This is a genomic window from Streptomyces mesophilus (genome assembly GCF_011044995.1).
Lineage (GTDB): Bacteria > Actinomycetota > Actinomycetes > Streptomycetales > Streptomycetaceae > Streptomyces > Streptomyces mesophilus.
Map to the genome: position 1 here is coordinate 1 of NZ_JAAKZW010000114.1, position 25,351 is coordinate 25,351.

20 protein-coding genes and 1 pseudogene are annotated in these 25,351 nt (G+C 69.8%); 11 read left to right on the forward strand and 10 right to left on the reverse strand.

All coding sequences use genetic code 11. The features are described from left to right. The 4 genes and pseudogenes from G6045_RS24075 to G6045_RS24090 form a co-directional block, all read left to right on the forward strand. A pseudogene (locus tag G6045_RS24075) lies at positions 1–598 on the forward strand (nickel transporter); the annotation flags it as partial. A 175-nt stretch (positions 599–773) separates the two neighbouring features. Next, positions 774–2,168 (forward strand): DUF4331 domain-containing protein, encoded by a 1,395-nt coding sequence (locus G6045_RS24080; protein WP_165334158.1) that lies wholly within the window; start codon positions 774–776, stop codon positions 2,166–2,168. Positions 2,169–2,209: 41 nt separating this feature from the next. Next, entirely contained in the window at positions 2,210–3,712 is a 1,503-nt protein-coding gene (locus G6045_RS24085) for a DUF4331 domain-containing protein (RefSeq protein ID WP_165334159.1), read from the forward strand. A 122-nt stretch (positions 3,713–3,834) separates the two neighbouring features. Beyond that, positions 3,835–4,644 (forward strand): hypothetical protein, encoded by an 810-nt coding sequence (locus G6045_RS24090; protein ID WP_165334160.1) that lies wholly within the window; start codon positions 3,835–3,837, stop codon positions 4,642–4,644. 99 nt (positions 4,645–4,743) lie between these two features. On the opposite strand, the gene G6045_RS24095 is transcribed toward G6045_RS24090, so the two are convergent. Next, positions 4,744–5,691 carry an alpha/beta fold hydrolase gene (locus G6045_RS24095; RefSeq protein ID WP_165334161.1) on the reverse strand — a complete coding sequence of 316 codons (948 nt, stop codon included), beginning with the start codon at positions 5,689–5,691 and terminating at the stop codon, positions 4,744–4,746. A gap of 275 nt (positions 5,692–5,966) precedes the next feature. Between G6045_RS24095 and G6045_RS24100 the strand changes: the two genes are divergently transcribed. Both G6045_RS24100 and G6045_RS24105 read left to right on the forward strand, forming a co-directional pair. Further along, positions 5,967–9,449, forward strand: coding sequence for a ThuA domain-containing protein (locus tag G6045_RS24100; protein ID WP_165334162.1), 3,483 nt, complete (start codon positions 5,967–5,969; stop codon positions 9,447–9,449). Further along, positions 9,446–10,309 carry a sugar phosphate isomerase/epimerase family protein gene (locus G6045_RS24105; RefSeq protein WP_165334163.1) on the forward strand — a complete coding sequence of 288 codons (864 nt, stop codon included), beginning with the start codon at positions 9,446–9,448 and terminating at the stop codon, positions 10,307–10,309. Before G6045_RS24100 ends, G6045_RS24105 begins: the two co-directional genes overlap by 4 nt. 103 nt (positions 10,310–10,412) lie before the next feature. Here G6045_RS24105 and G6045_RS24110 read toward each other — a convergent pair whose 3' ends face one another. Further along, the gene (locus tag G6045_RS24110) at positions 10,413–12,833 is read right to left on the reverse strand and encodes an ABC transporter permease (RefSeq protein WP_165334164.1); all 2,421 of its coding nucleotides are present in this window, start codon (positions 12,831–12,833) and stop codon (positions 10,413–10,415) included. Continuing rightward, on the reverse strand, positions 12,830–13,558 hold the full coding sequence (locus G6045_RS24115) for an ABC transporter ATP-binding protein (RefSeq protein WP_165334165.1): 729 nt from the start codon (positions 13,556–13,558) through the stop codon (positions 12,830–12,832). Before G6045_RS24115 ends, G6045_RS24110 begins: the two co-directional genes overlap by 4 nt. A gap of 326 nt (positions 13,559–13,884) precedes the next feature. Here G6045_RS24115 and G6045_RS24120 point away from each other — a divergent pair, with 326 nt between their 5' ends. Beyond that, positions 13,885–15,141, forward strand: coding sequence for a sensor histidine kinase (locus tag G6045_RS24120; protein ID WP_165334174.1), 1,257 nt, complete (start codon positions 13,885–13,887; stop codon positions 15,139–15,141). Continuing rightward, on the forward strand, positions 15,138–15,818 hold the full coding sequence (locus tag G6045_RS24125; RefSeq protein ID WP_165334166.1) for a response regulator: 681 nt from the start codon (positions 15,138–15,140) through the stop codon (positions 15,816–15,818). Before G6045_RS24120 ends, G6045_RS24125 begins: the two co-directional genes overlap by 4 nt. 75 nt (positions 15,819–15,893) lie before the next feature. Here the strand turns inward: G6045_RS24125 and G6045_RS24130 are convergent, their stop codons facing one another. The 3 genes from G6045_RS24130 to G6045_RS24140 all read right to left on the reverse strand — a co-directional run bounded on the left by G6045_RS24130 (position 15,894) and on the right by G6045_RS24140 (position 18,798). Continuing rightward, on the reverse strand, positions 15,894–16,706 hold the full coding sequence (locus tag G6045_RS24130; protein ID WP_165334175.1) for an ABC transporter ATP-binding protein: 813 nt from the start codon (positions 16,704–16,706) through the stop codon (positions 15,894–15,896). A gap of 50 nt (positions 16,707–16,756) precedes the next feature. Beyond that, the gene (locus G6045_RS24135) at positions 16,757–17,776 is read right to left on the reverse strand and encodes an ABC transporter substrate-binding protein (protein ID WP_165334167.1); all 1,020 of its coding nucleotides are present in this window, start codon (positions 17,774–17,776) and stop codon (positions 16,757–16,759) included. Between the two features lie 158 nt (positions 17,777–17,934). After that, positions 17,935–18,798 carry an ABC transporter permease gene (locus G6045_RS24140; protein WP_165334168.1) on the reverse strand — a complete coding sequence of 288 codons (864 nt, stop codon included), beginning with the start codon at positions 18,796–18,798 and terminating at the stop codon, positions 17,935–17,937. A gap of 297 nt (positions 18,799–19,095) precedes the next feature. Here G6045_RS24140 and G6045_RS24145 point away from each other — a divergent pair, with 297 nt between their 5' ends. From G6045_RS24145 to G6045_RS24155, 3 genes are all read left to right on the forward strand, one after another. Then, the gene (locus tag G6045_RS24145; protein ID WP_165334176.1) at positions 19,096–20,271 is read left to right on the forward strand and encodes a mandelate racemase/muconate lactonizing enzyme family protein; all 1,176 of its coding nucleotides are present in this window, start codon (positions 19,096–19,098) and stop codon (positions 20,269–20,271) included. A gap of 299 nt (positions 20,272–20,570) precedes the next feature. Then, on the forward strand, positions 20,571–21,209 hold the full coding sequence (locus G6045_RS24150; protein WP_165334169.1) for a LysE family translocator: 639 nt from the start codon (positions 20,571–20,573) through the stop codon (positions 21,207–21,209). 766 nt (positions 21,210–21,975) lie between these two features. Further along, positions 21,976–23,250 carry an acyl-CoA dehydrogenase family protein gene (locus tag G6045_RS24155; protein WP_165334177.1) on the forward strand — a complete coding sequence of 425 codons (1,275 nt, stop codon included), beginning with the start codon at positions 21,976–21,978 and terminating at the stop codon, positions 23,248–23,250. Positions 23,251–23,308: 58 nt separating this feature from the next. On the opposite strand, the gene G6045_RS24160 is transcribed toward G6045_RS24155, so the two are convergent. From G6045_RS24160 to G6045_RS24175, 4 genes are read right to left on the reverse strand one after another with little or no spacing between them, the layout of a single operon-like run. Beyond that, positions 23,309–23,878 carry a GAF domain-containing protein gene (locus tag G6045_RS24160; RefSeq protein WP_165334170.1) on the reverse strand — a complete coding sequence of 190 codons (570 nt, stop codon included), beginning with the start codon at positions 23,876–23,878 and terminating at the stop codon, positions 23,309–23,311. After that, a complete protein-coding gene (locus G6045_RS24165; RefSeq protein WP_165334171.1) occupies positions 23,875–24,486 on the reverse strand; it encodes a GTP-binding protein in 612 nt (203 codons plus the stop codon). The genes G6045_RS24160 and G6045_RS24165 overlap by 4 nt, the downstream gene beginning before the upstream one ends. Further along, complete coding sequence (locus G6045_RS24170; protein ID WP_165334172.1) at positions 24,464–24,841, reverse strand: DUF742 domain-containing protein; 378 nt, start codon at positions 24,839–24,841, stop codon at positions 24,464–24,466. Before G6045_RS24170 ends, G6045_RS24165 begins: the two co-directional genes overlap by 23 nt. 2 nt (positions 24,842–24,843) lie before the next feature. Beyond that, entirely contained in the window at positions 24,844–25,272 is a 429-nt protein-coding gene (locus tag G6045_RS24175; RefSeq protein WP_165334173.1) for a roadblock/LC7 domain-containing protein, read from the reverse strand. Positions 25,273–25,351: the final 79 nt, after the last annotated feature.

The window sequence follows — 25,351 nt, forward strand, 5'->3', positions numbered from 1 at the left end:
GCACAGCTATGGGCACAGCCACGGGCACGACCACAGCCACAGCCACAGCCACAGCCCCGACGGCGTACGGCAGTTGGCGATTCCCGTCGGATCTGTGCAGCCCGCGACCGCCCTCCCGCAGGGCGGGAAGTCTCCGACGGCTCACGGCCACGCCACGACACATGAGCACCCTGCGACGCTTCCTCACGACCACGCCACAACACATGAGCACCCCGCAGCGCCCCCTCACACCCACGAACACCCCCACACCCCGCACCAGGAGCGCCGCCGCACCCTCATCGGTGTCGGTATCGCCGGCGGGCTCGTGCCCAGCCCGTCCGCCTTGGTGGTGCTGCTCGGCGCCATCGCCCTGAACCGCACCGCGTTCGGTGTGCTCCTGGTGCTCGCGTACGGCGCGGGCATGGCGGCCGTGCTCTGTGCGGCGGGGCTGCTCGTCGCACGCTGCGGGCACCGTGCGCAGGCTCTGCTTGCAGGCGGCCGCAGCGGCCCGCGCATCGCCCGGCTGCGGGCGGCCCTGCCCGCCCTCACGGCCGCGCTGGTGATCGCGGTGGGTTCGGGCATGGCCCTGCGCAGCGCCGCAGCCCTCCTCGTGCCGTGAGCCGGGCGCCCCGGCCGATGCGCGCCGGGCGACACCCCGGACACGCCGCCGACCAGCACCGATCCGGCCGAACCCCTTCCCTCGCTCGGCGCACCCGGATCGCCGGGCGCGCGTGGGTGCCGTCCAGTGGTCTCGGATGCCCGTCGAGGCGCGGGCCACATGGAGAGGTCGTCACATGAGGGTCCGTCAACTCACCAAGCCCGCCGCGGGGACCGCTCTCGCCTGTGCCCTGCTCATGGGCGGCTGGTTCGCCGGCCCCGTATCGGGCCGGGCGGGCGCCGCCAGTCATGTCGACGCGCCGTCCACGTTCGCCGACCCTCCGCGCGACGGCAGCGACCTCTACGTGTTCACCAGCCCCGACGCGCCCGAGATGGTGACCATCGCCACGGACTACCACCCGTTGCAGCTCGCCGGGAATCCGCTCGCGCTCTATCCGTTCGCGAGCGACACCCGGTTCGAGGTCCATGTCGATTCCTCGGGTGATGCCCGGCCCGATGTGACCTACCGCTACACGTTCCGGACGCAGGACGACCGGCCGCTCGGCACGAGGTCGGCGGTGAGCGCCCCGGTGCGTTCCCTCAAGGACAAGGCGGTGGTCTTCCGCCAGACGTACACGCTTGAGGAGCTGCGCCCGGGGCAGCAGCCGCGGACCCTGGTCGAGGAGGGAGCGGTCGCTCCGTCGTACGCGGGCAACCGGCTGATGCCCGACTACGACGCGCTGCGCAAGGACGCCACGGCGCCGCTGCCCGGCGGTGGGCAGACGTACGTCGGGCAGATCGCGGACTCCTTCCTGTTCAACGTCGGCCAGTACGCGAAGATCCGCTTCGGGGTTCCGCTCGTCCCCGAGTTCAACCCCGTGGCGCTGACGAACTCCAACACCATGACCTTGCAGCTGCCCAAGAAGGCGCTCGCTCTGCGCGGCGATCCGGGGCGCAACCCGGTCATCGGCGTCTGGGCGACGGCTTCGCGTCAGTCGCTCGACGTGACGGGCAAGCAGGACGCCGGGTACGCGCAGGTCTCGCGGATGGGACAGCCGCACTTCCTCGAGACGATGTTCCCGGACAGCCTGCCCGTGATCGGTGTGCCCGGGGGCCTGAGCGACCAGTTCCAGGCCCGCAAGCCGGAACAGGACGCCGAGTGGGACGCGATGATCAAGCAGATCCGCGAGCCGTTCGGACCGCGCAACATCGGCTTCGCCACCGGTGCCGAGCCCCCGGCCAACCCCCGCCCGGATCTTGTCCGGTACCACCTGCACGGCCTCGAGAAGGTCAATGTGCACACCCTCAACAAGGACGTCGACCCCTCGGCCGTACGCGCCGCCGAAGTCCTGCGCCTCAACATGGCGACCCCGGTGACCTCGAAGCCGCAGAGCGAAACGCTCTTCGCCGACGACCCGCAGGGCTACCCCAACGGCCGCCGCTTCGTCGACGACGCCGACGCGATCCAGATGCGCATCCTCATGGGCGGCCTCATCGGCGCCAAGACGGACTTCCTCACCGAGAACTCCCTGATCAAGTCCCCGCCGAAGGCGTCCACCGGGACCTTCCCCTACCGCGCGCTGCCGCACTGAGCCCGTTGTCACCCGACCCGCACACACCAGGAGCACCGGACATGGCCGACAAGCCATCGCCGCACCGATCGCGTCGCCGTGTCCCCACGGCCGCGGTCGCCGCATCGGCACTGATCGCGCTGGCCGCCTGGGCCGGCCCCGGTACACAGGGCGCGTCGGCCGGCAGCCATATCGACGCGCCGAGCGCGATGCTCGACCCGGAGATCAACGCCGGTGATCTGTACGCGTTCACCAGCCCCGAGGCGCCGGACACCGCCACCTTGATCGTCACGTACCAGTCGCTGAGTCTGCCCGTCGACGGTGTGCTGCCGCCCGCGACCTTCGGCACCCGCACCCGCTACGACCTCAACATCGACAGCCGGGGCACGGGCCGGCCGGATCTCACGTACCGCTGGACGTTCCGTGACGAGGGCCAGCGGCAGTTCCTCGGGGTGCTCAACGGGCAGGTGGATTCGGTGAGTTCACCGAACCTGAAGTTCAAGCAGCGCTACACGCTCGAAGAACTGCGCCCCGGAAAACCGCCGAAGGTCCTGGTCCGGGACGCGATCGCCGCCCCGAGCCGGGCGGGGGCCGCCGGGATGCCCGACTACGAGGGGCTGCGCCGCGAGGCCACGCTGCCGGTGCCGGGCGGCGGGCAGGTCTACACGGGACAGGCGGCGGATCCCTTCTTCAACGATGCCCGCGAGATGGAGATCCTCAAGAGCGGTACGGAACTGCCACTCCCGTTCAGCCCGCTCCAGGGCACGAACGTGACCGTCATGGCGCTTCAGGTGCCCAAGAAGGCTCTCGCCCTGAACGGCGACCCGGCCCGTAACCCCGTCGTCGGCGTCTGGGCGACCGCGGCCCGCGAGACGCTGAACGTGCAGCCCGGGGCGGCCGACGGTGCGCGGTACGCGCAGGTCTCCCGGGTCGGCAACGTGATCGTCAACGAGGCCTTCGCGCCCGACAACTACCTCACTCCGGCCGCGATGCTCCGCGGATCACCGCTGGGTGTGCTCGGCGGCGTGGCCGACCAGTTCAACACCTGGGACGCGGCCAAGGACGCCGACAATCATCAACTCATCGACATGGTGACCAAGTTGAGGGGCCCGAAGGCCTTCCACGCCACACACCCCGGCCTGCCCGCGCCGCAGGCGAACCCCCGCAAGGACATGTTCCAGCTGCTGATGACGGGCCTGTCGGGCAAGGCCCGCTGTCCGGTCGGCGAAGGCGCCGCGTGCCCGATCCGGGAGGATCTCAACTCGCAGGTGATGAACGCGGATGCGGACGCGGGCGCGTTCCGGCCGGCCGAGGAGCTGCGCCTGAATCTGTCGACGCCGGTGAGCCGGACGCCCCGCAAGGGTGGCTTCCTCGACGGCGACCCGCAGGGCTTCCCGAACGGCCGCCGCCTCACCGACGACCCCACGCATGTGCTGGTGCGCGTGGCGATGGGCGAGCCGGCGGTGAAGGAGTACGCGCCGCTCTTCCGCTTCACGACGTCCGGGCCGCCCACCAAGCTCGCGCCCACGTTCCCGTACCTCGCCGTGCCGCACGGGCTCTTCTGACCTGGAGGTTGTGACACAGCGTGAGTGGCAGGTACCCCGTACGGCGGTGCCTGCTGGCACGCGTACCGAACCGCGCTTTCACTGATCTTGTCCTAGGGGGGACAAGCTCCCCGGGAGTGTCCGTGCACCTGCCCAAGACGCACCTGCCCAAGACCACGGTGGCCCTCACCGCCCTGACCGTGCTCGCCACGGCGACCGCCGCATCCGCCGCCACCGCCGACCGTTCCGCTCCCCCGCCGCCGGAGAACCCGCCGGCCACCAACTGCCTGCCCACCAACTATGCACTCGACAAGCCGGCTGCCCCCGGCTACTACGACAAGGCACCCGAACTCGGCACCGCCTTCTGGTTCTTCGCGCAGAGCGGCACCGGGACCCTGACCTTCACGGAGAAGACGAAGTCCGAGCTCAAGCGCCTGAACGCCAAGGTCGAGGCGGTCTGCCCGGTCGGCCCCCTCAAGGGCGGCGAGGGCGTGTGGACCCCGGTCGGCGCGCAGGGCTACAGCAATATCAACTTCGTGAACGGGCGCATCTGGTATCCGGGCGGCTGGAAGTTCACCAACCCCAAGACGGGCAGGTCGCACAAGGTCGACGGGTTCTGGCTGCACGACTTCCCGTTCATCTCCAAGGCCAGCGCGAACGTCTACGTCGACGACAACCCGGTCCCGCACGAGCTCCAGCTGGCGACCATGAACACCGTCGAGCTCTACACGGACCTGATCAACCCCCGGATCAACCAGGGCAAGATCTCGCTGGGCCCGAAGGAGTGGAAGTTCAAGATCACCGAGGCGTACGCCAAGGAGCTGCGGGAGATCGGTGCCGACATCGACGCGGGCGAGCATGTGATCACCCTGGAGATCAACGCCTCGATCTTCCCGAACCAGACCCTCCCCCTCAAGCCCGGCCTGGAGAAGGACGAACCCGCCAAGAAGTAGCCGGGAGAGTCCCCACGGCACGCGAGAGAGCCTGTACGGCCACCGCGGGGCCCGCCACCGACGAGGCGGGCTCCGCGTTCGTGTGTCGCGGGGCGCCGGTCACACCTGCTTGTCGAGCCACGCCAGCAGATCCGCCTGCACCTCGGCCCGGTTGGTCTCGTTGAGGATCTCGTGCCGGGCTCCCTGGTAGCCCTTCCAGGTCAGGTCGGCCACCCCCACGTAACGGAAGTCCTCCAGGAGGTCGTGGACCAGTGTCATCGACTGGTTGCACGGGTCCTCGGTGCCGACCGCCACATGGATCGGCAGGTCCGAGGGGATACGGGCGAGTTGAGCCGGGTCGTTGATCTTCCTGATCGCATGCACCCAGTCCCGTGACAGGCCGGCCGAGAAGGGGAAGCCGCAGCGCTCGTCGGCCACGTACCGGTCGACCTCGGCCTCGTCCCGTGACAGCCACTCGAAGCCGGTGCGGTGGGGGTACGGGTTGTTGAACGAGGCGAACGCCTCCGGGATGAACGAGGACAGTGCCGCCCGGCCGCCCTCGGCGATCTCGCGGTCGAGCCGGTCGAGGGCGCCCTGGATCTCCACGAAGGGCAGCGTGCGGAAGGTGCCCGAGAGGATCAGGCCGGCCAGTGCGTCCGGGTACTCCTGCGCGTAGTCGCGCGCCAGCATCGACCCCATGCTGTGTCCGAGCAGCACGGTCGGCGCGTCCGGAAAGAGCGCGCGGGCGCGGTCCCCGACCGCCTCGAGATCGCCGACGATCGCCCGCCAGCTGTCCGCGCCGTCCCCTTCGGCCCCGGGCACCTCGGTCACGCCGTACCCGCCGGTCGACACCGCGGTCGCGCCGTGGCCGCGATGATCCGAGGCGATCACCCCGTATCCGTGCGCGGTCAGCTCGCACGCGAACCGGTCGTACCGCAGGGCGTGCTCGGCCGCTCCGTGCGCGATCTGGACCAGCGCACGGGGGCGCCCGCTCTCCGGAAGCCAGGTGTACGCGGCCACCTGGAGACCGTCCGCCGCGGTCACGGACTGCGTCGTGTACGTCGTCATCGGTGCGCTCCTCGATTCGCGATACGGGCACGAGTGGCCCCCTGCCCAGCGAAGGCGTCCGGACACCTGCCCGGGCATTGGCTCCCGTACGTCACAAGGTCTGGACACCTGCCCGGGCCCCGGCTCCCGTACGTCACAAGCCCACCACTACCCATTGACCCCTCCGATCACTGGAACCTACGCTGAGCGACTGCACCTCAGAAAGCGCTTTCTCCACTGCAAGCACCCGATGAGCCGTCGGCACGCAGCCGTGCCCTTAGACAGCGGGAGCGCCCATGAGTCATCCCCCGAACGGCAGTCACCTCCGAAGACTTCTGCGACCCCTGACCACCCTCGCGGCTCTGTTCGCGCTGGTGCTCGGACTGGTCGTGTCGATGCCCGAACAGGCCCGTGCCGCGGCCCCGTTCCGCGTACTGGTCTTCTCGAAGATCACCAACTTCGACCATGAGTCCCGGGCCGCCGGAGTCGAGGCGGTCAAGAAGCTCGGCGCAGAAAACGGTTTCGAGGTCGAGGCCACCGAGGACGCGGCGGCCTTCACCGACGAGAACCTGGCGACGTTCCAGGCGATCGTCTTCAACAACACCAACTCCACACCGGAGTCCGGCGACCTGCTCAACGCCGAGCAGCGCGCCGCCTTCCAGAAGTACATCCGCGCCGGCGGCGGTTACGTCGGTCTGCACGCGGCGAGCGCGAGTGAGCGCGACTGGGACTGGTACGAGGGCCTGGTCGGCGCCATCTTCGACAAGCACCCGGCCGTGCAGACCGGCCGGATCAAGGTGCTCGACCAGGCGCACCCCTCCACCAAGGGCCTTCCGCAGCTCTGGGAGCGCACCGAGGAGTGGTACAACTGGCGCACCAATCCCACGGGCAAGGTGCACACCCTCGCGCAGATCAAGGTGCGTGACGGCATCGACGGCCTGGACGAGGGCGTCGACCACCCGTACTCGTGGTGCCAGAACTATGACGGCGGGCGTTCCTGGTTCACGGCCGGAGGCCATGCCTCCTCGGCCTTCCAGGAGGAGTACTTCCTCAAGCATCTGCTCGGCGGCATCCAGTGGGCCGCGGGCGACAAGCCGGGCGACTGCACCGCCAACAAGACCAGCGCCTTCCAGCGCACCCCCTTGGCGACGAGCGATCTGGCCGACCCCTTCGAGCTTGCGGTGGCCCCGGACCGCCGGGTGTTCTTCATCCAGCGCACCGGCAAGCTGAAGGTCATCGACCAGGAGAACCTCAAGGTCACCACGGCGCTCGACTTCGCGTACACACCGGAGATGACGAGCCAGTCCGACGGCCTGCTCGGTCTCGCTCTCGACCCGAAGTTCGAGGAGAACCACTGGCTGTATCTGCTGCACTCCGACAAGACGGAGAAGCGGCTGAATCTGTCGCGGTTCACCGAGGCCGGCGGCAAGGTCGACATGGCCAGCGAGAAGCGGCTGCTGACGATTCCCACGTTCCGCGGCGAGGGCCGGGCGAATTCGCATATGGCGGGGTCGCTGACCTTCGACAAGAGCGGAAATCTGTATGTCGCGACCGGCGACAACACCGATCCCTTCGCCTCCGACGGCTTCACGCCGATCGACGAGCAGGAGGGCCGCCGCGCCTGGGACGCGCAGGGCACCTCGGGCAATACGAATGATCTGCGCGGCAAGATTCTGCGCGTCACGCCCAAGGACGACGGAACGTACGCCGTTCCCGAGGGGAACCTCTTCGCGCCCGGCACGGACAAGACCCGGGCCGAGATCTATGCGATGGGCCTGCGCAACCCGTTCCGTATCACCACCGACCCGCACTCCGGTGCCCTGCTGGTGGCGGACTACGGGCCCGACGCACGCGCCGCCAACCCGAATCGCGGTCCCGAGGGAACCGTCGAGTACAGCCGGGTGACCAAGGCCGGCAATCTCGGCTGGCCTTACTGCGTGGGCGACAACACCCCGTTCAACGACTACGACTTCGCGACGAAGTCCTCCGGTGCGAAATTCGACTGCGGCGCTCTGAAGAACGACTCCCCGAACAACACGGGCCTGACCGAGCTGCCGGACGCCGAGCCCGCGACGGTCTGGTACGCGTACTCGGCCTCCGCCGAATTCCCGGAGCTCGGCACCGGGGGCGGCGGGCCGATGAGCGGTCCCGTCTACGACTACGACCCGGAGAACTCGTATCGCACAAAATTCCCCGAGTACTTCGAGGGGAAGTGGCTCAATTACGAGCTGACCCGCAAGTGGTTCAAGACCTTCTCGATCCAGGAGAAGGACCAGTCGTTCACCGATCCGCGCTTCCCCGCGGCGAAGGCCGGCGATCTGCACTCCATCAATTCCGTGTTCGGCGACATGGCCTGGAACCAGCCCTTCGACGCCGACTTCGGTCCCGACGGGGCGCTCTATGTCATCGACTTCGGACTCGGCAGCGGTACCGGCCGAGGCGGCAGCAACGAAGGGTCGGGCATCTACCGGATCGATTACGTGGGGGACAAGAGGCTGCCGGACGCGCGGGCCACGGCCACCCCGGACACCGGGAAGGTGCCGCTGACCGTGCAGTTCTCCAGCGAGGGTTCGGGGATTCCGGGCGGCGGTGACGTCACGTATGCCTGGGACTTCGACGGGAACGGCAGCACGGATTCCACCGAGGCCAACCCGACGCATGTGTACACCGAGAAGGGCCAGTTCACCGCGCGGCTGAAGGTGACCGCGCCCGGTGATCTCACCGCGCTCGCCGTACAGGACATCACCGTCGGCAACACCCGGCCTGTGGTGACCATCCAACAGCCCCCGAACGGCGGCCTGTTCTCCTTCGGCGACACCATTCCCTTCGAAGTCAAGGTGAAGGACCCGGAGGACGGCACGATCGACTGCTCGCGGGTCGTCGTCCAGTCCCAGCTCGGCCACGACTCGCATCTGCACCCGCTGGACAACTACACGGGCTGCCGCGGCGAGATCGCGACGGACGCCGGTGACAGCCATGGTCCCGGGCAGAACCTGTACTACGGGATCAGCGCGCAGTACGAGGACAAGGGCGGTCCCGGTGGCGTGCCCGCCCTCACCGGTTCGTCGTCGCTGACGCTGCGCACCACGTTCCGTGAGGCCGAGCACTTCACGACGACCGGCGGTGCCAACAAGGGTGTCGAGATCGGCAGCCGAGCGGACGCCTCGGCCGGCAAGCGCCTGATCGAGATCGAGCACGGTGACTGGGCGGCCTTCGATCCGACCGACTTCAAGGGCATCGACTCCGTGACGGTCGGCGCGGCCTCCGGCGGGCTCGGCGGCGACATCGAGTTCCGCGCGGGATCGCCCACCGGGGCGCTGGTCGGCAAGGTGACCATCCCCAACAGCGGGAGCTACAGCAACTTCATCTCGCCCACCACCGCGCTCGAGGATCTGGGCGACACCACCAAGTTGTACGCGGTGTTCACCAACCCCGCGTGGACCCCGGACAAGGCGGACCTGCTCACCCTCGACTGGCTGCACTTCAACGGGCCCGGCGTCGAGAAGAAGGGCGGTACGAAGGTCGAGCTCGGCAAGGAGCAGACGGCCGGTGCGGTCAAGCTGACCAGCACCGTCAAGCCCGCCGCGGGCCGCCAGATCGTCTCGTACCACTGGGACTTCGGTGACAACACCGAGCCCGCGGGCGAGGAGGGCCCGACCGCCGAGCACACCTACGCACGTCCAGGCCCGTACACGGCCCGCCTGACCGTGACCGACGACAAGGGCGACACTTCGACCGGCTCGGTGCAGATCACCGTGGCCGAAGGAGGCACCGCATGACGCTGAACAGACGCGCCTTCCTTGGTACGTCGCTGGGGCTCGCGGCCGCGACGGGTCTCGCCTCCGCACCCGCGTACGCCTCCGAGGGCGATGCGGCCCGGTGGCGCCGCATCCCGCGCGGCGGGATCGGGATGCACCTCTACACGATGCGCACCCCGCTGGCCGCCGACTTCCTGGGCACCTTGGAGCAGCTCGCCGAGATCGGGTACGCCACCGTCGGGGTGAGCGGGCGGCACAACAACAGCGCCTCGGCGATCCGCGGCTTCCTGGACCGGACCGGTCTGCGGGCCGTTCTGGAGCACGTCGCGTACACCACGCTCACCGGTACCGGACTCCCGCAGGCACTGGAGGACCTGCACACCCTCGGCGCCAAGTGGCCGGTGGTGCCGAGCCTGCCCGGTTCGATGCACACGCCGGCCGGATTCCGGGAGGCGGCACGGGAGTTCAACCGGATCGGGCAGGCGTCGCGGGATGCCGGGCTCGGTCCCGTGCAGTTCCACAATCACGGCCTCGACCATGAGGTCGTGGACGGCGAGAACCTGTACGAGATCCTGCTCGAGGAGACCGATCCGCATCTGGTTGCCTTCGAGCTGGACGTGTACTGGGCGGCGAAGGGCGGCGCTGATCCGGCCCGCCTGTTCGTCGAGCACCCGCGACGCTTCCCCGCCCTGCACGTCAAGGACATGGCGCCGGACGGGGACTTCGCGGATGTGGGCTCCGGGGTCCTGGACTTCGCTGCGATGTTCGAGAACGCGCACATCGGCGGCGTCCAGCAGTGGCTGGTCGAGCACGACCGTCCGGCCGACCCGTTCGCCACGGCGCGCAACAGCTACAACCACCTTGCCGCGCTGAGGTATTGAGGCAGAGGTGATCGAGCGGTAAGTGGGGCCGGCCGCCGTTGTCGGCGGCCGGCCCCCTTGCTCTCTCGGCGGCCGGCCCCTTCCTATTCGGTCCTATTCGGTCCTATTCGGTACGCAGAGCCGTGGCGGTACGGGCCCTGGCCGCCCACCCTGCGGGCAGCAGCGCTCCCAGCGTGGCGATGAGCAGGCCCCCGAAGGCGAGCGGGAGCAGTTCGGGCACCTGGTAGACGGCAAGCACCGAGTCGGGGAGGCGCAGCCCCACGCTCTCCCCCATCGCCGGCATGACCCAGCCGTGCAGGGCGACGCCCAGCGCCACACCGAGCACTCCGGCGACAAGGCCGGTCACGGCGACCGAGGTGAGGACCATCGTGATGGTCTGCCGCGGGGTCATGCCGAGCGCCTTGTGGACGCCGATGTCCCGTACGCGCTCGCGGGTGTCGAGCAGCACCCCGTTGAGGACGCCGAGCGCGGCGACGGCCACGAGCATCAGCGTCAGCATCGCGGACAGCGCGTTGAGGGTCATCACCATGTCGCTGCCGGAGTCGGGCCCGCCGGTCTGTGCCGTGACACCCAGCGGCGCCAAGTCCGTGTTCAGGGCGTCGGTATAGGCGGCCGCGTCGGTGCCGGGTGCTACGGCGATGTGATGGCTCGTCTCCGGCGGGCCCTGGGGTGCGGACCCGGTCTCGGCCGTGTTGAGGCTCCCGGCGTCGGTGTGCCCCGTGAGCGTTCCGGCGTCAGTGTGCCCCGTGAGCGTCCCGGCGTCCGTGAAGACCTGCATGCCGTCCTTACGGGGATCGAGCACCTCGCCGACGATCCGTACCGTCACCGGCTCGGCCAATCCGCCCAGGGTGACCTTGTCGCCGATACGGGTGCCGGTGGCGGCGAGGAAGGGGGTCGGGACCATCGCCTCGCCGGGCTGATCGAACCAGCGGCCTTCGACCATGGTGTAGCCGCCCCAGGAGGCGTCGCCGGTGAACGCGGTCACGTCGACGGTGCCGGTCAGACCGGACACGGTGGCCCGTAGCGTCGTGGCGCTGTAGTACAACTCCGTACCGTCGGCGGACTCGACGGCCGCGGCGACCGCCGCCTGGTCGACCTCGGGCGGCCGCTCCCCCGGCCCGGGCGCACCGGGCCCGAAGGCGCCGCGGGGCGCGGGCACGACGACATCCGCGGCGTCATGGGCCCTGGCCTTCATCACCTCACCGAGCGAGGCTCCCATCCCCACGGTGAACGTGACGGCGACGGCGCCGAACAGAACCGCCGCGCCCATGGCCAGCGCGCGGGCGGGCCGGGCGCAGGGCCGGGCCAGACCCAGGGCCGCCGACGGGGGCAACGGAAGCCGTGCGGACAGCCGCGCCGCCCAACGCCCGCGCCGTACCGAGGTGTTGCGCCCGACGGCGAGCGCGTCGACCGTACGCATGCGGCCGGCCCGCAGCGCACTCCCCCACGCGGTCACCGCCACCAGACCGAGGGCGCCGCCTGCCACCGCCACGTCGACCCAGGGCTCGACGGCCAGGGACGAACTGCCGTACACCTCCCCGGCCTCGGCCAGGACGGGAACGGCGAGCAGGTGGCCGACGAGCACACCGAGACCCGTGCCGATGCCGGCCGGGATCAACGCCTGGCCCACGTATGCGCGGACCACCTGGGCCGGTGTGCAGCCGACGGCCTTCAGGATGCCGATACGGCGGGTGCCGGTGCCGACCGCGGAGGCGACCACGTTGCCGACGATGAGCACCGACATGACCAGGCCCAGCGCGCCGAACGCCATCAGGAAGGGGACGTAGAGCGCGGTGTCGCGTTCGGCGGTCTTCTTGACGGTGAGCCAGGACTGTTCGCCGACGGCCGCGCCCGGCGGCAGGGAGCCGGTGACCGCCTTGCCGCCCGCGGTGATCCGCGCGGCGGTCGCGGCATCGGTGAAGCGGTAGAGCATCTGGTAGCCGCCGCTGCCCGGCGCCGTGAGCGCCGTCATCTGGGCCGGCACCACCCAGGCATCGGCGGTCCCGGTGACCGAACGGGCCACTCCGACCACGGTCAGCGTCGGGGCGCCCGGCAGTCCGGGAAAGTCGACCTTCGTGTCCAGGATCGGAATGACCGCGGACGCCTTGGACAGGACGATCTCACCGGGGCGCGTCGGCCACCGCCCTTCGAGCAGGTCCACCTCGTCCACGTCACGGCCGGGACCGGGCCGGCCGACCACGTGCATCGGCCAGGCGGGGCCCGCCTCGCCCGCCCCTGGTGTGACGGTCGCCGTACGGAAGGGGCCGGCCGCGGCGCTCACGCCCTTCGCGTCCCGTGACGTCGAGAGTTGCCCGGCACTCACCTTGCCCGCGTCGAACTGCACCGACAGATGCGCGCCGTGCTGCGCGGCGAACGCGTCGGCGAAGGGCGCGCCGGACACCGCGAGCAGGGTTGTGCCGAGTACGGAGGAGGCCACCGCCATCATCGCGGCGAGGCCGATCACCAGCGTCTGGACCCGGCGGCGCCCCACGCCCGAGCGGACCACCTTGCCGAGTGCGCTCATCGGACGCCCTCCGCCGGGACGGCCGGGGCGGCCGGGGCGACAGTCCCCGCTGGAAGGTCCGCGGTGATACGGCCGTCGGCGATCTCGACCGTACGGCTCGTGCAGGAACGGGCCAGCGCAAGGTCGTGGGTGACCACGACGATGGTCTGGCCCTCGGCGTTCAGTTCGGCGAGCAGCCTGCTGACGTCCTGGCCTGCGGCCGTGTCCAGGGCCCCGGTCGGTTCGTCGGCCAGGAGCAGCGCGGGACGGTTCATCAACGCCCGCGCCACCGCGACGCGTTGGCGCTCCCCGCCCGACAGGCGTCCCGGGTAGGCCCGTGCGTGCCGGTCGATGCCGAGCAGTTCGAGGAGTTCCGCCGCCCGGTGGCGGGCCGCGCCGCGCGCCATGCCCGCGAGCCGTGCGGGCAGGACCACGTTGTCGGCCACGGAAAGATCGTCGAGCAGATGGAAGAACTGGAAGACCATCCCGATCTTCGCGCGCCGGTACAGCGCCGAGCCCGCCTCCCCCAGCCGGTCCACCCGCACCCCGTCCACGGTGACGGTCCCCGTGTCGGGGCGGTCGAGACCCGCGATCAGATTGAGCAGCGTGGACTTGCCGCTGCCGGACGGACCGAGGATCGCCACGGCCTCGCCGCGCCCCACGGTCAGGGAGGCCTCGTGCAGCGCGGGCGGCCCGTCGTCGTAACGGCGGCTCACCTCGCGCAGTTCGATCACCGGCGTGGTCATGAAGGGCTCCTCTGGTACGGGCAGTCGGCTGCGGCCTTCGCAGGGCCGTGCGCTGCGGCCCCGGCAGGGCCGGTTGGCTGCTCGAACGCTAGGAGCGGGACCGGCCGGCACGCGTCGCCCCTTCGACCCCTTTGCGGTACCGCGCCGGAACGAGTCGTACAGACGTCATCCCTGAGAAGTAGGCGCCCGGTGTATCCGCCCGGGCGGGAACGACCGCGCAGACGGACTCGGCGGGTCCGTACGGCGGCGACAATGGATCAGTGGTGAACGTACGTACGACGCTGGAGCGGCTGCCGTCGGCGGTCCGCCGCGCCGGCCTCGAGGCGGTGCGGCGGACCGCCGACGAGGTGACGCTGTCGAGCCGCCGGCCCCTGCGGCCCACTCGGGGCGCCTGGCTGTTCGATGTGCTCCTTGCGCTGGCGCTCGGGATCACCACCGTCTATTACGGCATCGACAACGCCGGCAACGTGGTCGTACGGGAGATCGCACCCGGCGTCCACAGCGTCGTGCCGCGACCGAACGGCCCCGGCGGCATGGCCTTCATGGTCACGCTCGCCGTCATCGCCTCGGGCGCTCTGGCCCTGCGGCGCCGCTGTCCGCTCGCGGTGCTGTGCGTCGTGACGGCCGCGACCCTGGCGACACCGTCGAGCGTCCTGCGGCTGACCTTCTACGCGTTCGTCATCGCCGTGTACGGCGCGGCCGTCCACAGCCCGTACCGGATGACGACCCTCGCGGCGCTGGTGGTCTCGGTCGCCCTGGTCGGCACCTCGGGGGATTCGGTGACACCGGTCCTTCCCAACGAGTACGTGGTCCTGCTGATCCTGGCGCCGATGGCCGTGGCCGCCGTCGGCCTGCGCAGCTGGAAACTGCGGAGCGACGAGAGCCGCACCCGGCTGTCCGCGCTCGAGCGGGAACAGGCCGAGTCCCTGCGCCGGGCCGTCGAGCAGGAGCGGGCCAGGATCGCCCGTGAACTGCACGATGTCGTCACGCACAACGTCAGCGTGATGATCATCCAGGCGGGCGCCGCACGGAAGATCATGAGGACCTCCCCCGACCGGGCCGCGGAGGCCCTGCTCGCCGTGGAGGCGGGCGGACGGGCGGCCATGACCGAACTGCGCCACGTCATGGGCCTGCTCACGATGCCCGACACGGACCTCGCCGACGCGGATCCTGCCGGCACGGAGCCCGAACTGGCACCCCAACCCGGCCTCGACCAGCTGGAATCGCTGGTCTCACGGGTCCGCGACACCGGACTCGCCGTCGACCTGACGGTGACCGGGACGCCGCGTCCCCTGGCGCCCGGCATCGAACTCGCCGCCTACCGCGTGGTCCAGGAAGCCCTCACCAACACCGTGAAGCACGCCTCGGGAGCGAGGGCCCACGTGACCGTCGACCACGCGCCCGACCGGCTCCGGGTGGAGGTCACCGACACCGGCGGGCGCCCGGGCGAAGGCACCGGAAGCGGCCGAGGCCTGATCGGACTGCGTGAACGCCTCGCCGTCCACGGCGGAACCCTGACCACCGGCCGACGGCTGACCGGCGGCTACCGTGTGGAGGCCCTGATCCCCTTGGAGACACCGTGACCGAGCCGCTGCGGGTGCTCCTCGCCGACGACCAGACCCTGGTGCGCACCGGATTCCGGCTGATCCTCGGCGCCGACGGCATCGACGTGGTCGCCGAGGCGGTCAACGGCGCGGAAGCTGTCGACGCGGTCCGCCGGACCCGTCCGGACGTGGTCCTGATGGATGTCCGGATGCCCGAGATGGACGGTCTGGAGGCCACCCGCCGGATCCTCACCGGCGCCCCCGGCGAGCCCCGCGTCATCATCCTCACGACCTTCGACCTCGACCGGTACGTGTACGCGGCCCTGGCCGCGGGAGCGAGCGGCTTCCTGCTCAAGGACGTCACGCCCGAGCAACTGACCGCGGCCGTACGCACCGTGCGTACCGGTGACGCGCTCCTCGCACCGGCGATCACGCGCCGCCTCGTACAGCGGTTCGCCAGGCGCGGCGACGACGCCGACGCCCTCCACCGCGATCTCGCCTCGCTCACCCCGCGCGAAGTGGAGGTACTGGGACTGCTGGCCCGGGGCCTGAGCAACGCCGAACTCGCCGCCCGCCTCCACTTGGCCGAGACCACCGTGAAGACCCACGTCGCCCGCATCCTCGCCAAACTCGGCCTGCGCGACCGCGTCCAGGCCGTCATCGTGGCGTACGAGACGGGCCTGGTCAGCGCGGGCGACCGGGAGGTCACGGAATAGGCCCGGACCTGTGGAAGCGCCCCGCCCCTTCGTCAGGAAGGGCGGGGCGCTTTTCGTACGGGACTTCGGCGGGCGTCAGTCGTCCTCCGCCGCCGTCCCGAGCAGTCCGCGGATATGCGTGGTCGCGTCGCGGAACTCCGCGCGCCCCATGGTCTCCGCGTAATCCCGCTCGGCCGGCAGGTCCACCTGGATGATCTCCTGGATGGTGCCGGGGCGCGGGCTCATCACCACCACCCGGTCCGCCAGGTACACGGCCTCCGCGATGGAGTGCGTGACGAGGAGCACCGTGGTGCCCGTCTCCCGCCAGATCCGGTGGAGTTCGACGTTCATCTGCTCACGGGTGAGCGCGTCGAGGGCACCGAACGGCTCGTCCATCAGGAGCACCGGCGGCCGGTGGAGCAGCGCACGGCACAGGGCCACACGCTGCTGCATGCCTCCGGAGAGCTCGTGCGGCAGTGCGTCCTCGAAGCCTTCGAGGCCGGTCATCCGGATGAGTTCGTCCGCGCGGGCCCGCGCCTGGGCGGCCGGCAGCTTACGGATCTCCGCCTGCAACAGGATGTTCTTCAGCGCCGAGCGCCACTCGAGCAGAGCGGCCCGCTGGAAGACGTATCCGATGTCATGGCGGGGTCCGGCGACCTGTTCGCCCTGCAACCGCACCTGGCCGGACGAGGACTTGAGCAGACCCGCGACCAGCTTGAGCAGCGTGGACTTGCCGCACCCCGACGGGCCGACGATGGCCACGAACTCGCCCGGTGTGACATCGAGCGACACATCGGTGAGCGCGGTGACGTCCCGCTTCTTGCTGCGGAAGCGGACGGCCACGTCCTGGATCCGTACGGCCGGTTCCGGTCCGCTGTCCGCTGTCTTGTCCTTGACGAGTTGGGTCATGTTCGCCCCGTCGGGCTGGTCGATTTCCGACATCTGAGCTCCCGGCATGATCAGCTCTTCGGCGCCAGGTCCTGGGCCCAGTAATCGGCCACCGGCTTGGCGTTCTGGACCAGACCCGCGTCCTTGAAGACGTCGATGGTCGTCTGCCAGTCCTCCTCGGTGTTCGCGCCGGGAGCCTGGCCTTCGGTGGCGTCCGTGTGCAGCAGCGTGAGCGTGGTCTTGAACTGCTCGGTCAGGACCTCCTCGGGCGGCAGCTGCTCGGAGGCGCCGTCCATCGACTTCACCGCGTCGGCGGGCGCCTTCTCGGCGGCGGCCCAGGACTCGCTGACGGCCTTCGCCATCCGCTTGGCCAAGTCGCTCTTGGCGAGGGTCTTCTGACCGGCGATCAGACCGTTGGAGTAGAAGTTCAGGCCGTGCTCCGAGAAGCGGAGGTACTCCACGTCCTTCTTCGCCTTGTTGGCCATGGTCGGCCCCTGGTCGCTCGCGTAGCCGAGCAGCGCGTCCGTCTTTCCGGAGATCACCGCGGCGATCTTGCCCGCCGGGTCGGTGTTCTGGACGGTGACGTCCGACTCCTTCAGGTCGTTGGCCGCGAGGAAGGCCGGGAAGGTCTTCGACAGCGCGTCACCCGTCGTACCGGCGATGACCTTGCCCTTGAGGTCGGCGGGCGACTTGATGTTCTGGTCCGCGAAGAACTGCACGGAGGCCGGTGTGGTCTGCAGGAAGACACCGAGGCTCTTGACGTTCACGCCCTGCTCGACACCGGCGAGCACCGCGGGGGTGTCGGCCCAGCCGAAGTCGGTCTGCCCGGCGGCGGTGGCCTGCACGGTCTTCTGGGAGCCCTGGCCGGCCTGGATGGTCAGGTCGATACCGTTGTCCTCGAAGATCTTCTGCGCCTTGCCGTAGTAGAACGGCGCGTGCTCCCCGTACGGGTACCAGTTGAGCGTCAGCGTCACCTTGTCCAGCTTCTTGCCGTCCTTGCTGGTGGTGGTGGAGGAGTCGTCCCCGCCGCAGGCCGTGGCGGCGACCAGGAGCAGCGGGACGAGGCCTATCAGGGTTCTGCGCGGGTGCATGGTGGCCTGCCCTTTCACGAGCGGACGTCGGGGTCACTTGCCTGAAGTGCGGGACGGGGCTTGGTGGTTGTGCCGGTCATACGTGGCGGGGGGGGTGCGGATCCTTGCGGTGCGGGGGTGCGGATCCTTGCGGTGCGGGTACGGGGGTCGCATCCCGGTCAGAACGCGGTCGTGACGCCGGACTCCCGGCGGCTCGCGTGCCAGGGGAGCAGCAGCTTCTCGGCGATCTCGACGATGACGAAGAGCACGACGCCGATCAGGGACATCACCAGGAGGCCCGCGAACAGCATCGGGGTGTCGAGGTTGCCGTTGGCCTGCAGGATCACGTAGCCGAGACCCTCGTTGGCCCCGACGAACTCCCCGACCACGGCTCCGGTCACCGCCAGCGTGACGGCGACCTTGAGGCCGGAGAACAGATGGGGCAGGGAGGCGGGGAAGCGGATCTTCACAAAGGTCTGCCAGGGCTTCGCGCCCATCGTCGAGGAGAGCTGGAGCATCTCCGGGTCGACGGCCTTGAGTCCGGTCACCATCGAGATCACCACGGGGAAGAACGCGATGAGGACCGCGATCACGATCTTCGGCGCCATGCCGAAGCCCAGCCACACCACGAACAGCGGCGCGATGGCGATCTTCGGTACGACCTGCGCGAAGAGCAGGATCGGGTAGAGCGTCTTCTCGACGGTCGAGGAGTAGACCATGATCACGGCGGCGAACACCCCGATGGCCACCGCCACGACGAAGCCGATCAGCGTCTCGTACGTGGTCACCCAGCTGTGCTGCCAGAGGTAGTCCGGCTTGTCGACGATCACCTCGAAGGTCTTGCCCGGCGAGGGCACCAGATAGGGCTCGACCAGTTCCAGGGCGGCGATCACCCACCAGGCCACGAAGCAGGCGAGCAGCAGGGCCACGGGGCGCCAGCTCTTCTCCGCGGCGTCGGTGAACCGCTCACGCGCGCTCGGGCTTTCACGTAGCGCGACACCCGCCGTCTTCACGGGTGCCGAGGACAGTGCGCTCTGACTCACGAGGAACTCCCCTGAGGGTGACTGCGGTTGACGGAGAGCTGGTTGCTCGGGATGGTGCTCGGACTTTCGTCCGATCTTTCATCGGTTCCTGGGCCTGTTCTTTGGTCGGGCTGCGCTCGGGCTCTGATCGGAAACGCTTTCAGAAAGCGCTTTCTGGTACGCTCCCGGTCACGCTAATGACCGCCCGAGTGCACGGTCAATAGGTCGTGCACAGGTTTCCGCACCGCCGGTCCCGGCCACCGCGGGGCGGAGGGGGCGAACGTCCGCAACTCCCCTACCGAGAGGCCTGTGTTGGACATGGAACCGACCGGAGCAAGCTCTCAGCCCGCCGCACTCGCTTCGCTGGTCATCGACCGCGTCGAGACGTTCGCGGTGGCACTGCCCACGCACCGCTCGTTCGGCGTCTCGGGCGGCGCGGTGGCCGTCGCGGGTCTGCCGAGCATCCGTGTCCTGGTGAAGGTGAGCGCCGACGGGGTGCACGGCTGGGGCGAGGCGACCCCGATCCCCGCCTGGACGTACGAGACGTCCGAGTCGATCGTGACGACCATCGACCGCTATCTCGCCCCCGCCATCACCGGCCGTCCCGCCTGGGACCTCGACGGCGTCGACCGCGCCTTCGACCGCGCGGTGAACCGAGGTTTCAGCATCGGCGCCCCGCTCGCCAAGTCGGCGGTGGACGTGGCCCTGCACGATCTGCTCGGCCGTGCGGCCGGGGTGCCGTTGGGTGTGCTGTGGGGTCAACGGCGCGTCGAATCACTGCGGTTGGGCTGGATCGTGTCGGGCCAGACGCCGTCGCAGGTGGGCGAGAGCGTCGCCGAGGGGCTCGCGCTCGGCTACCAGGCCTTCAAGGTCAAGATCGGGCTGCACGACGAGGAGACCGACCTCGCGGTGGTCGCCGCCGTACGGGAGCACGCGCCGTCCGCGCCGCTGTGGGTGGATGCCAACCAGGCGTACTCCGTGCACAGTGCGCTGCGAGTGGCCCGCCGTCTGGACGAGTTGGGCGTCACGGCCTTCGAACAGCCGCTGCCGGCCAACGACGTGGCCGGACTGCGCCGGCTGCGCGACACCTCTCCCCTGCCGGTCGCCCTGGACGAGTCCCTGCGCCACCCCTCGGACCTGGCGACCTTCGTACGCCTGGAGGCCGTGGACGTGGCCATCGCCAAGGTGCAGCGCAGCGGCGGGCTCACCCTGTCACGGCGGTTGTGCCAGCTCGCCGAGGACAGCGGGGTGCGGCTGATGGGCTCGGGCCTCACCGACTCCGACCTGGGGCTCGCCGCCTCGCTCCACCTGTTCGCGGCCCATGGGATCGACACACCCGTGGACCTCAACGGCCGCCAGTTCATCGGCTCCCCGTACGCGGGACCGACCGTGACGGTCGAGAAGGGCGTGGCCCACGTGCCCACGGGCCCGGGGCTCGGGGTCGAGGTGGACGAGGACGTGGTGCGTGAGCTGGCGGTGGACGTGCTGGCCTAGAGGCTGAGTCACCGGGGCGAACTCCAGGCGTCGGGGCCGGCGCGGCACGCCGAGGCCGGCCCGGCAGACGCGGTGGCTCGGCAGACGCGGTGGCTCGGCGTGAGCGGCTGACCGACCGGCAGGCGGCCCGGCAGCGGCACGGCAGACGCGGCGGGCCGACAGGCAGGCGTCCCAGCAGGCGAGGCAGGCCGGCAGGCGTAGGACGGATCCCGCTCCATCGGCCCGTTCTCAAGCCGCAGCTCCAGCAGGAGAAGGGCGCGTGCTCAGACCGTGGGACCGGTGTCGTAGGCTGGCCGTCCATGGCAACAAGCACCTCGCTGTGGTCCTTCGCCCTCGTCGTAGGGCTTCTCACCCTGACTCCCGGTCTCGACACCGCCCTGATCCTGCGCACCTCGGCCCTCGGCCGGCGCAGACGGGCCTGGGGCGTCGTCCTCGGAATCCAGACCGGCACTCTGCTCTGGGGCGCGCTCACCTCTCTGGGGGTGACCGCGCTCCTGACGGCCTCGCACCTCGCCTACACGACCTTGCGCTGGGTCGGTGCCGCCTATCTCGTCTGGCTGGGAGCCCGCATGCTGCGGGACACCTTCCGCGGCAGGCCCCTGGCCGAGGAAGGCGACCCCGGCCTGCTCGGCGGGGAGGACTCGGTCACCGGAGGCTGGCGGCAGGGGACGCTCACCAATCTCCTCAACCCGAAGATGGGCGCCTTCTACGTCGCGGTCCTGCCCCAGTTCATCCCCGTCGGCGCCCACCACTTCGCGATGGGGCTGGTGCTCACGACCGTGCACGTCCTGCTCGGTCTGCTGTGGTCGGCCGCCCTGATCGGCTTCGCCCGCGTGCTGCACGGCTGGCTGCGCAGGCCTCGCGCCCGCCGTCTGCTGGACCGGATCACCGGGACCGTCATCGCCGCCTTCGGCGTCCGCCTCGCTCTCAGCGACTGAGATCCACGCTCGGGCCGAGCGCAGCGCCTGGGCCAACCGCAATGCATCACCCAAGCGCAATTCCTGGACTGAGCACCACGCCCGGACTGAGCACCACACCCACCAGGACACACACAAAACGCGCCCCCTTCACGCCCCCTCGCGCACCCACACGCCCACCCCGCCGCCTCCGTACCAACGTGTAGCCGAACCGTTCCTGCACCACACCCCTTCCGGACAGCGAACACACGTTCCCTCACGGCGGGGCACCTGAGGCGAGCGGGTCCGGGGGCGGTCTGCGCAACGGGTGTGTCTGCGGACCGAAACCCCGGCACTCCGGACCTACCCCGGCACTCCCGTATCCGCGTCTCAGGATGCGGAACGAGGGTGGCTCATTCCGTGAGTCCAATTCCGGACCGGACAAGGGCGACTGTGTCCGAATTCTGTCGCCCGAGATGGACACTCTGAGCGTTCCGGGCCGATCCGACGACCCGGTCTGCCATATGCCGCAGAAACTGTTGCCCGAGGCATGTGGCAGGCGGATGGCCGAGGGGAATGCCTCGGGCGTGGACCGGATGGACTCACCGCACCCGACGCCTACCCGGCGTATGTCAACTGTCCGCTTTTGCGCCAAAGTTGCGAGACGATCTTGTGGTTGCCTCAAGCTTCAACAAGATGGTGTGGTGGCCTGTTCGGGACGGGACCACTTCGAAGAAAACTCCTGCTCGAACAACCCTGCGAGCAGGCTTTTCACGGAGGAAGGCTCGCGATGGACACCATGGGAACCATGGACAGCTACTTCACCAGCCGACGGCACCATCAACTCCGCGAAGAGGTCAGGAGTTTCGCCGAACGGGAGGTCCTTCCGCGGGTCCCGGCGATGGAGGAGTCGCGTTCCACTGCCCATGGCATATCCCGGCTGATCGCACGGCAGGGCTGGCTGGGGGCGACCATTCCCGAGCAGTACGGCGGGATGGGTGCGGGGCACCTCGCCAAGACCCTCATCATCGAGGAGCTGTCACGGGTCAGCGGAGCGATGGGCGCGATGGTGCAGGCCTCCCAGCTCGGCGTCGCCAAGATCGTGCACTTCGGCAACGAGGACCAGAAGAAGACCTGGCTCCCGGCCGTGGCCGCCGGCCTCTGCCTGCCCACGATCGCGGTGACCGAGCACGAATCGGGCGGCCACGTCCTCGGGATGGCCGCGAGCGCCGTACGGGACGGCGAGGACTATGTGCTCAACGGCCGCAAGGTGTACGTGGGCAACAGCCACGTCGGTGATCTGCACGGCGTCATCGTGCGCACCGGGCCGGGCTCCAAGGGGCTCACGGCGTTCCTGGTGGAGTCGGACCGTCCGGGCTTCTCACTGGGCGAGCAGCAGCCGGCGATGGGGCTGCACGGCTTCAGCTTCGGCGAGCTGATCTTCGACAACTGCCGTGTCCCGGCGGCCAATCGGCTCGGCGCCGAGGGCGACGGCCTTTCCGTCGCGTACTCCTCCAGTGTCCTGTACGGCCGGGCGAACCTCACGGCCGTATCGCTCGGGATCCATCAGGCGCTCGTGGAGGAGACGACCCGCTTCTGCGCGGAGCGCGAGCGCTACGGCAAGCCGCTGCACGCGCTCGCCAACGTCAAGATCAAGCTGGGTCAGATGCAGTCCCGGCTGATGACCGCACGGCTCGCCGCCTATCACGCGGTGCATCTGCTCGACCAAGGCGTGGACTGCGATGCGGAGTTGATGAACGCCAAGGTCGTCAATGTCGAATCGGCCCTGGACTCGGCGCGCAACGCGATGGAGATCCATGCCGCCGCCGGCCTCTTCACCAACCGGCCCATCGAGCGCTTCCTGCGCGACGCGCACCACATCTTCGCGCCCGCGGGCACCTCGGACGTCCAACTGCTCAGGCTGGCCGAGGTGGCGCTGGGCACGGCGAAGGGCAGCTGGTCGGAGCGGCTCAGTGAGCTCGTACGCAATCAGCCGCCGAGCCCGGATCAGGACCTGGACTGGGCGGAGGGGAGCTGGGGTCAGGTCCCGCCCCAGCGCACGCACTGTGCCGGCAAGGTATGAACTCCCTTGCCGTGAACGGAACCTGTGCCTCCAGCCGGCTCGTCTGACCGCACCGCGATCAGATGCGTCCGTCCTCCCGGCGGTGGATCTGCTCGATCAGCTCGGCGGCCAGGGACTTGATCGTCTCGAGCCCCGCCCTCCCCCAGGGGCGCGGCTCGGTGTCGACCACGCAGATGGTGCCGAGCGCCATGCCCGTACGGTCGATCAGCGGCGCGCCCAGGTAGGAGCGGATGCCGATCTCGTCGACCACCGGATTGCCCGCGAAGCGCGGGTAGTCGCAGACGTCCTCGAGGACCAGGGCCTTGCGGCGGACCACCACATGCGGGCAGTAGCCGTGGTCGCGGGCCATATAGCGGCTGACCCCCGCGCTGGCGGCGGCCGCGCCCAGTTCGGAACCGGAGTGCGTGCCGGTCGGGGTGTGCAGCCCCGCGAAGAACTGCCGGTTCTCGTCGATGAAGTTGACCATCGAGAACGGCGCCCCGGTGACCTCGGCGAGACGGTCCGCGAAGGCGTCGAAGGCCGGGTCCGCGTGTTCGCCGAGGCCGAGCTGGCGCAGGCGCTGCACCCGGCTCGGCGCCTCCTTGTCGATGGGCGTGAGCAGGAGATGCCCGGTCGGGTCGTACGTCATGTCGTTGCTCCAAAGCTCGGGGCCGGAGTGGACTTGGTGAGCAGATGCTGGACGAGCGTCACCAGGGTCTGGATGCCGGACGAGGAGATTCTGGCGTCGCACAGGACCACGGGGACCTCGGGCCGCAGATCTATGGCGGCGCGTACTTCTTCGGGCTCGTAGCGGAACGCGCCGTCGAACTCGTTGACCGCGACGACGAAGCCGATCCCGCGGCGTTCGAAGAAGTCGACGGCGGCGAAGCAGTCCTCGAGGCGGCGGGTGTCGGCCAGGACGACCGCCCCGAGCGCGCCCTCGGACAACTCGTCCCACATGAACCAGAACCGCTCCTGGCCCGGGGTGCCGAAGAGATACAGCACATTGCGGGAGTCGAGCGTGATCCGGCCGAAGTCCATGGCGACCGTGGTGGTGGTCTTGTGCTCGACGCCGTCGAGCCGGTCGGTGCCGACGCTCACCGTGGTGAGCAGCTCTTCGGTGCTCAGCGGTTCGATCTCGCTGACCGCCCCCACGAACGTCGTCTTGCCGACCCCGAAGCCTCCCGCGACAAGGATTTTGAGCGCGGTGGGGAAGGGGTCCTGGGCGAAGGCATCAGAGCCGTCGTCGTAGGCCATCGAGCACTGCCTCCAATAGCGACCGGTCGGTGGGGTTGTGCGTACGGAACGACGGGGCCTTCGCGGTGAGCGCCCCGCAGTCGACGAGATCCGAGAGCACCACCTTGGTGACCACTGCGGGGAGCCGTAAGTGCGCGGCCACCTCCGCCACCGAGGTGGGCCGGGCCCCGATCAGACCGAGCGCGTCGGTGTGTTCGGGTCCCATCTGACCGGCCGGCAGGGCGCCGGTGGTCATCACCATCGAGAGAAGATCCAGGGCAGCGGTCGGCCGGGTGCGCCCATTGCTCACCGTGTAGGGGCGCACCAGTCGGCCGGCCGCGTCGTCGAGCCACGGCCCGTCCTGCGGGGCCGCCATGTTCAGAGCCTCGGACCGGACTCGGCGGCCTGCCGCGCGGGTGTCACCAAGTAGGGCCGCACGCTCTTCACCAGCATCGCCATCTCGTAGCCGAGCACCGCGGCGTCGGCGTCCCGCCCGGCGAGCACCGCCAGACACGTGCCGGAGCCGGCGGTGGAGACGAACAGCAGGGTGGAGTCCAGCTCGACGACGACCTGGCGCACCTCACCTCCGTCACCGAAGCGCGCGCCGGCGCTGCGGCCCAGGGAGTAGAGGCCGGAGGCCAGCGCGGCCATGTGGTCGGCGCTGTCGGTGTCGAGTCCGTGGACGGATTTGACCAGTCCGTCGGAGGAGAGGAGCACGGCGCTGCGGGTGTGCGGTACTCGCTGCACCAGGCCGCTCAACAGCCAGTCGAGATCGGAGACATGGCCGTTCGGCACATCGCTCGCCATGGTGGATCGACTCCTTGGGGTACGAGGGTCCTGCGGCGGGGGGTTCGAGGGGGTCGCGGGGTACGCGGGGTTCCTGGGG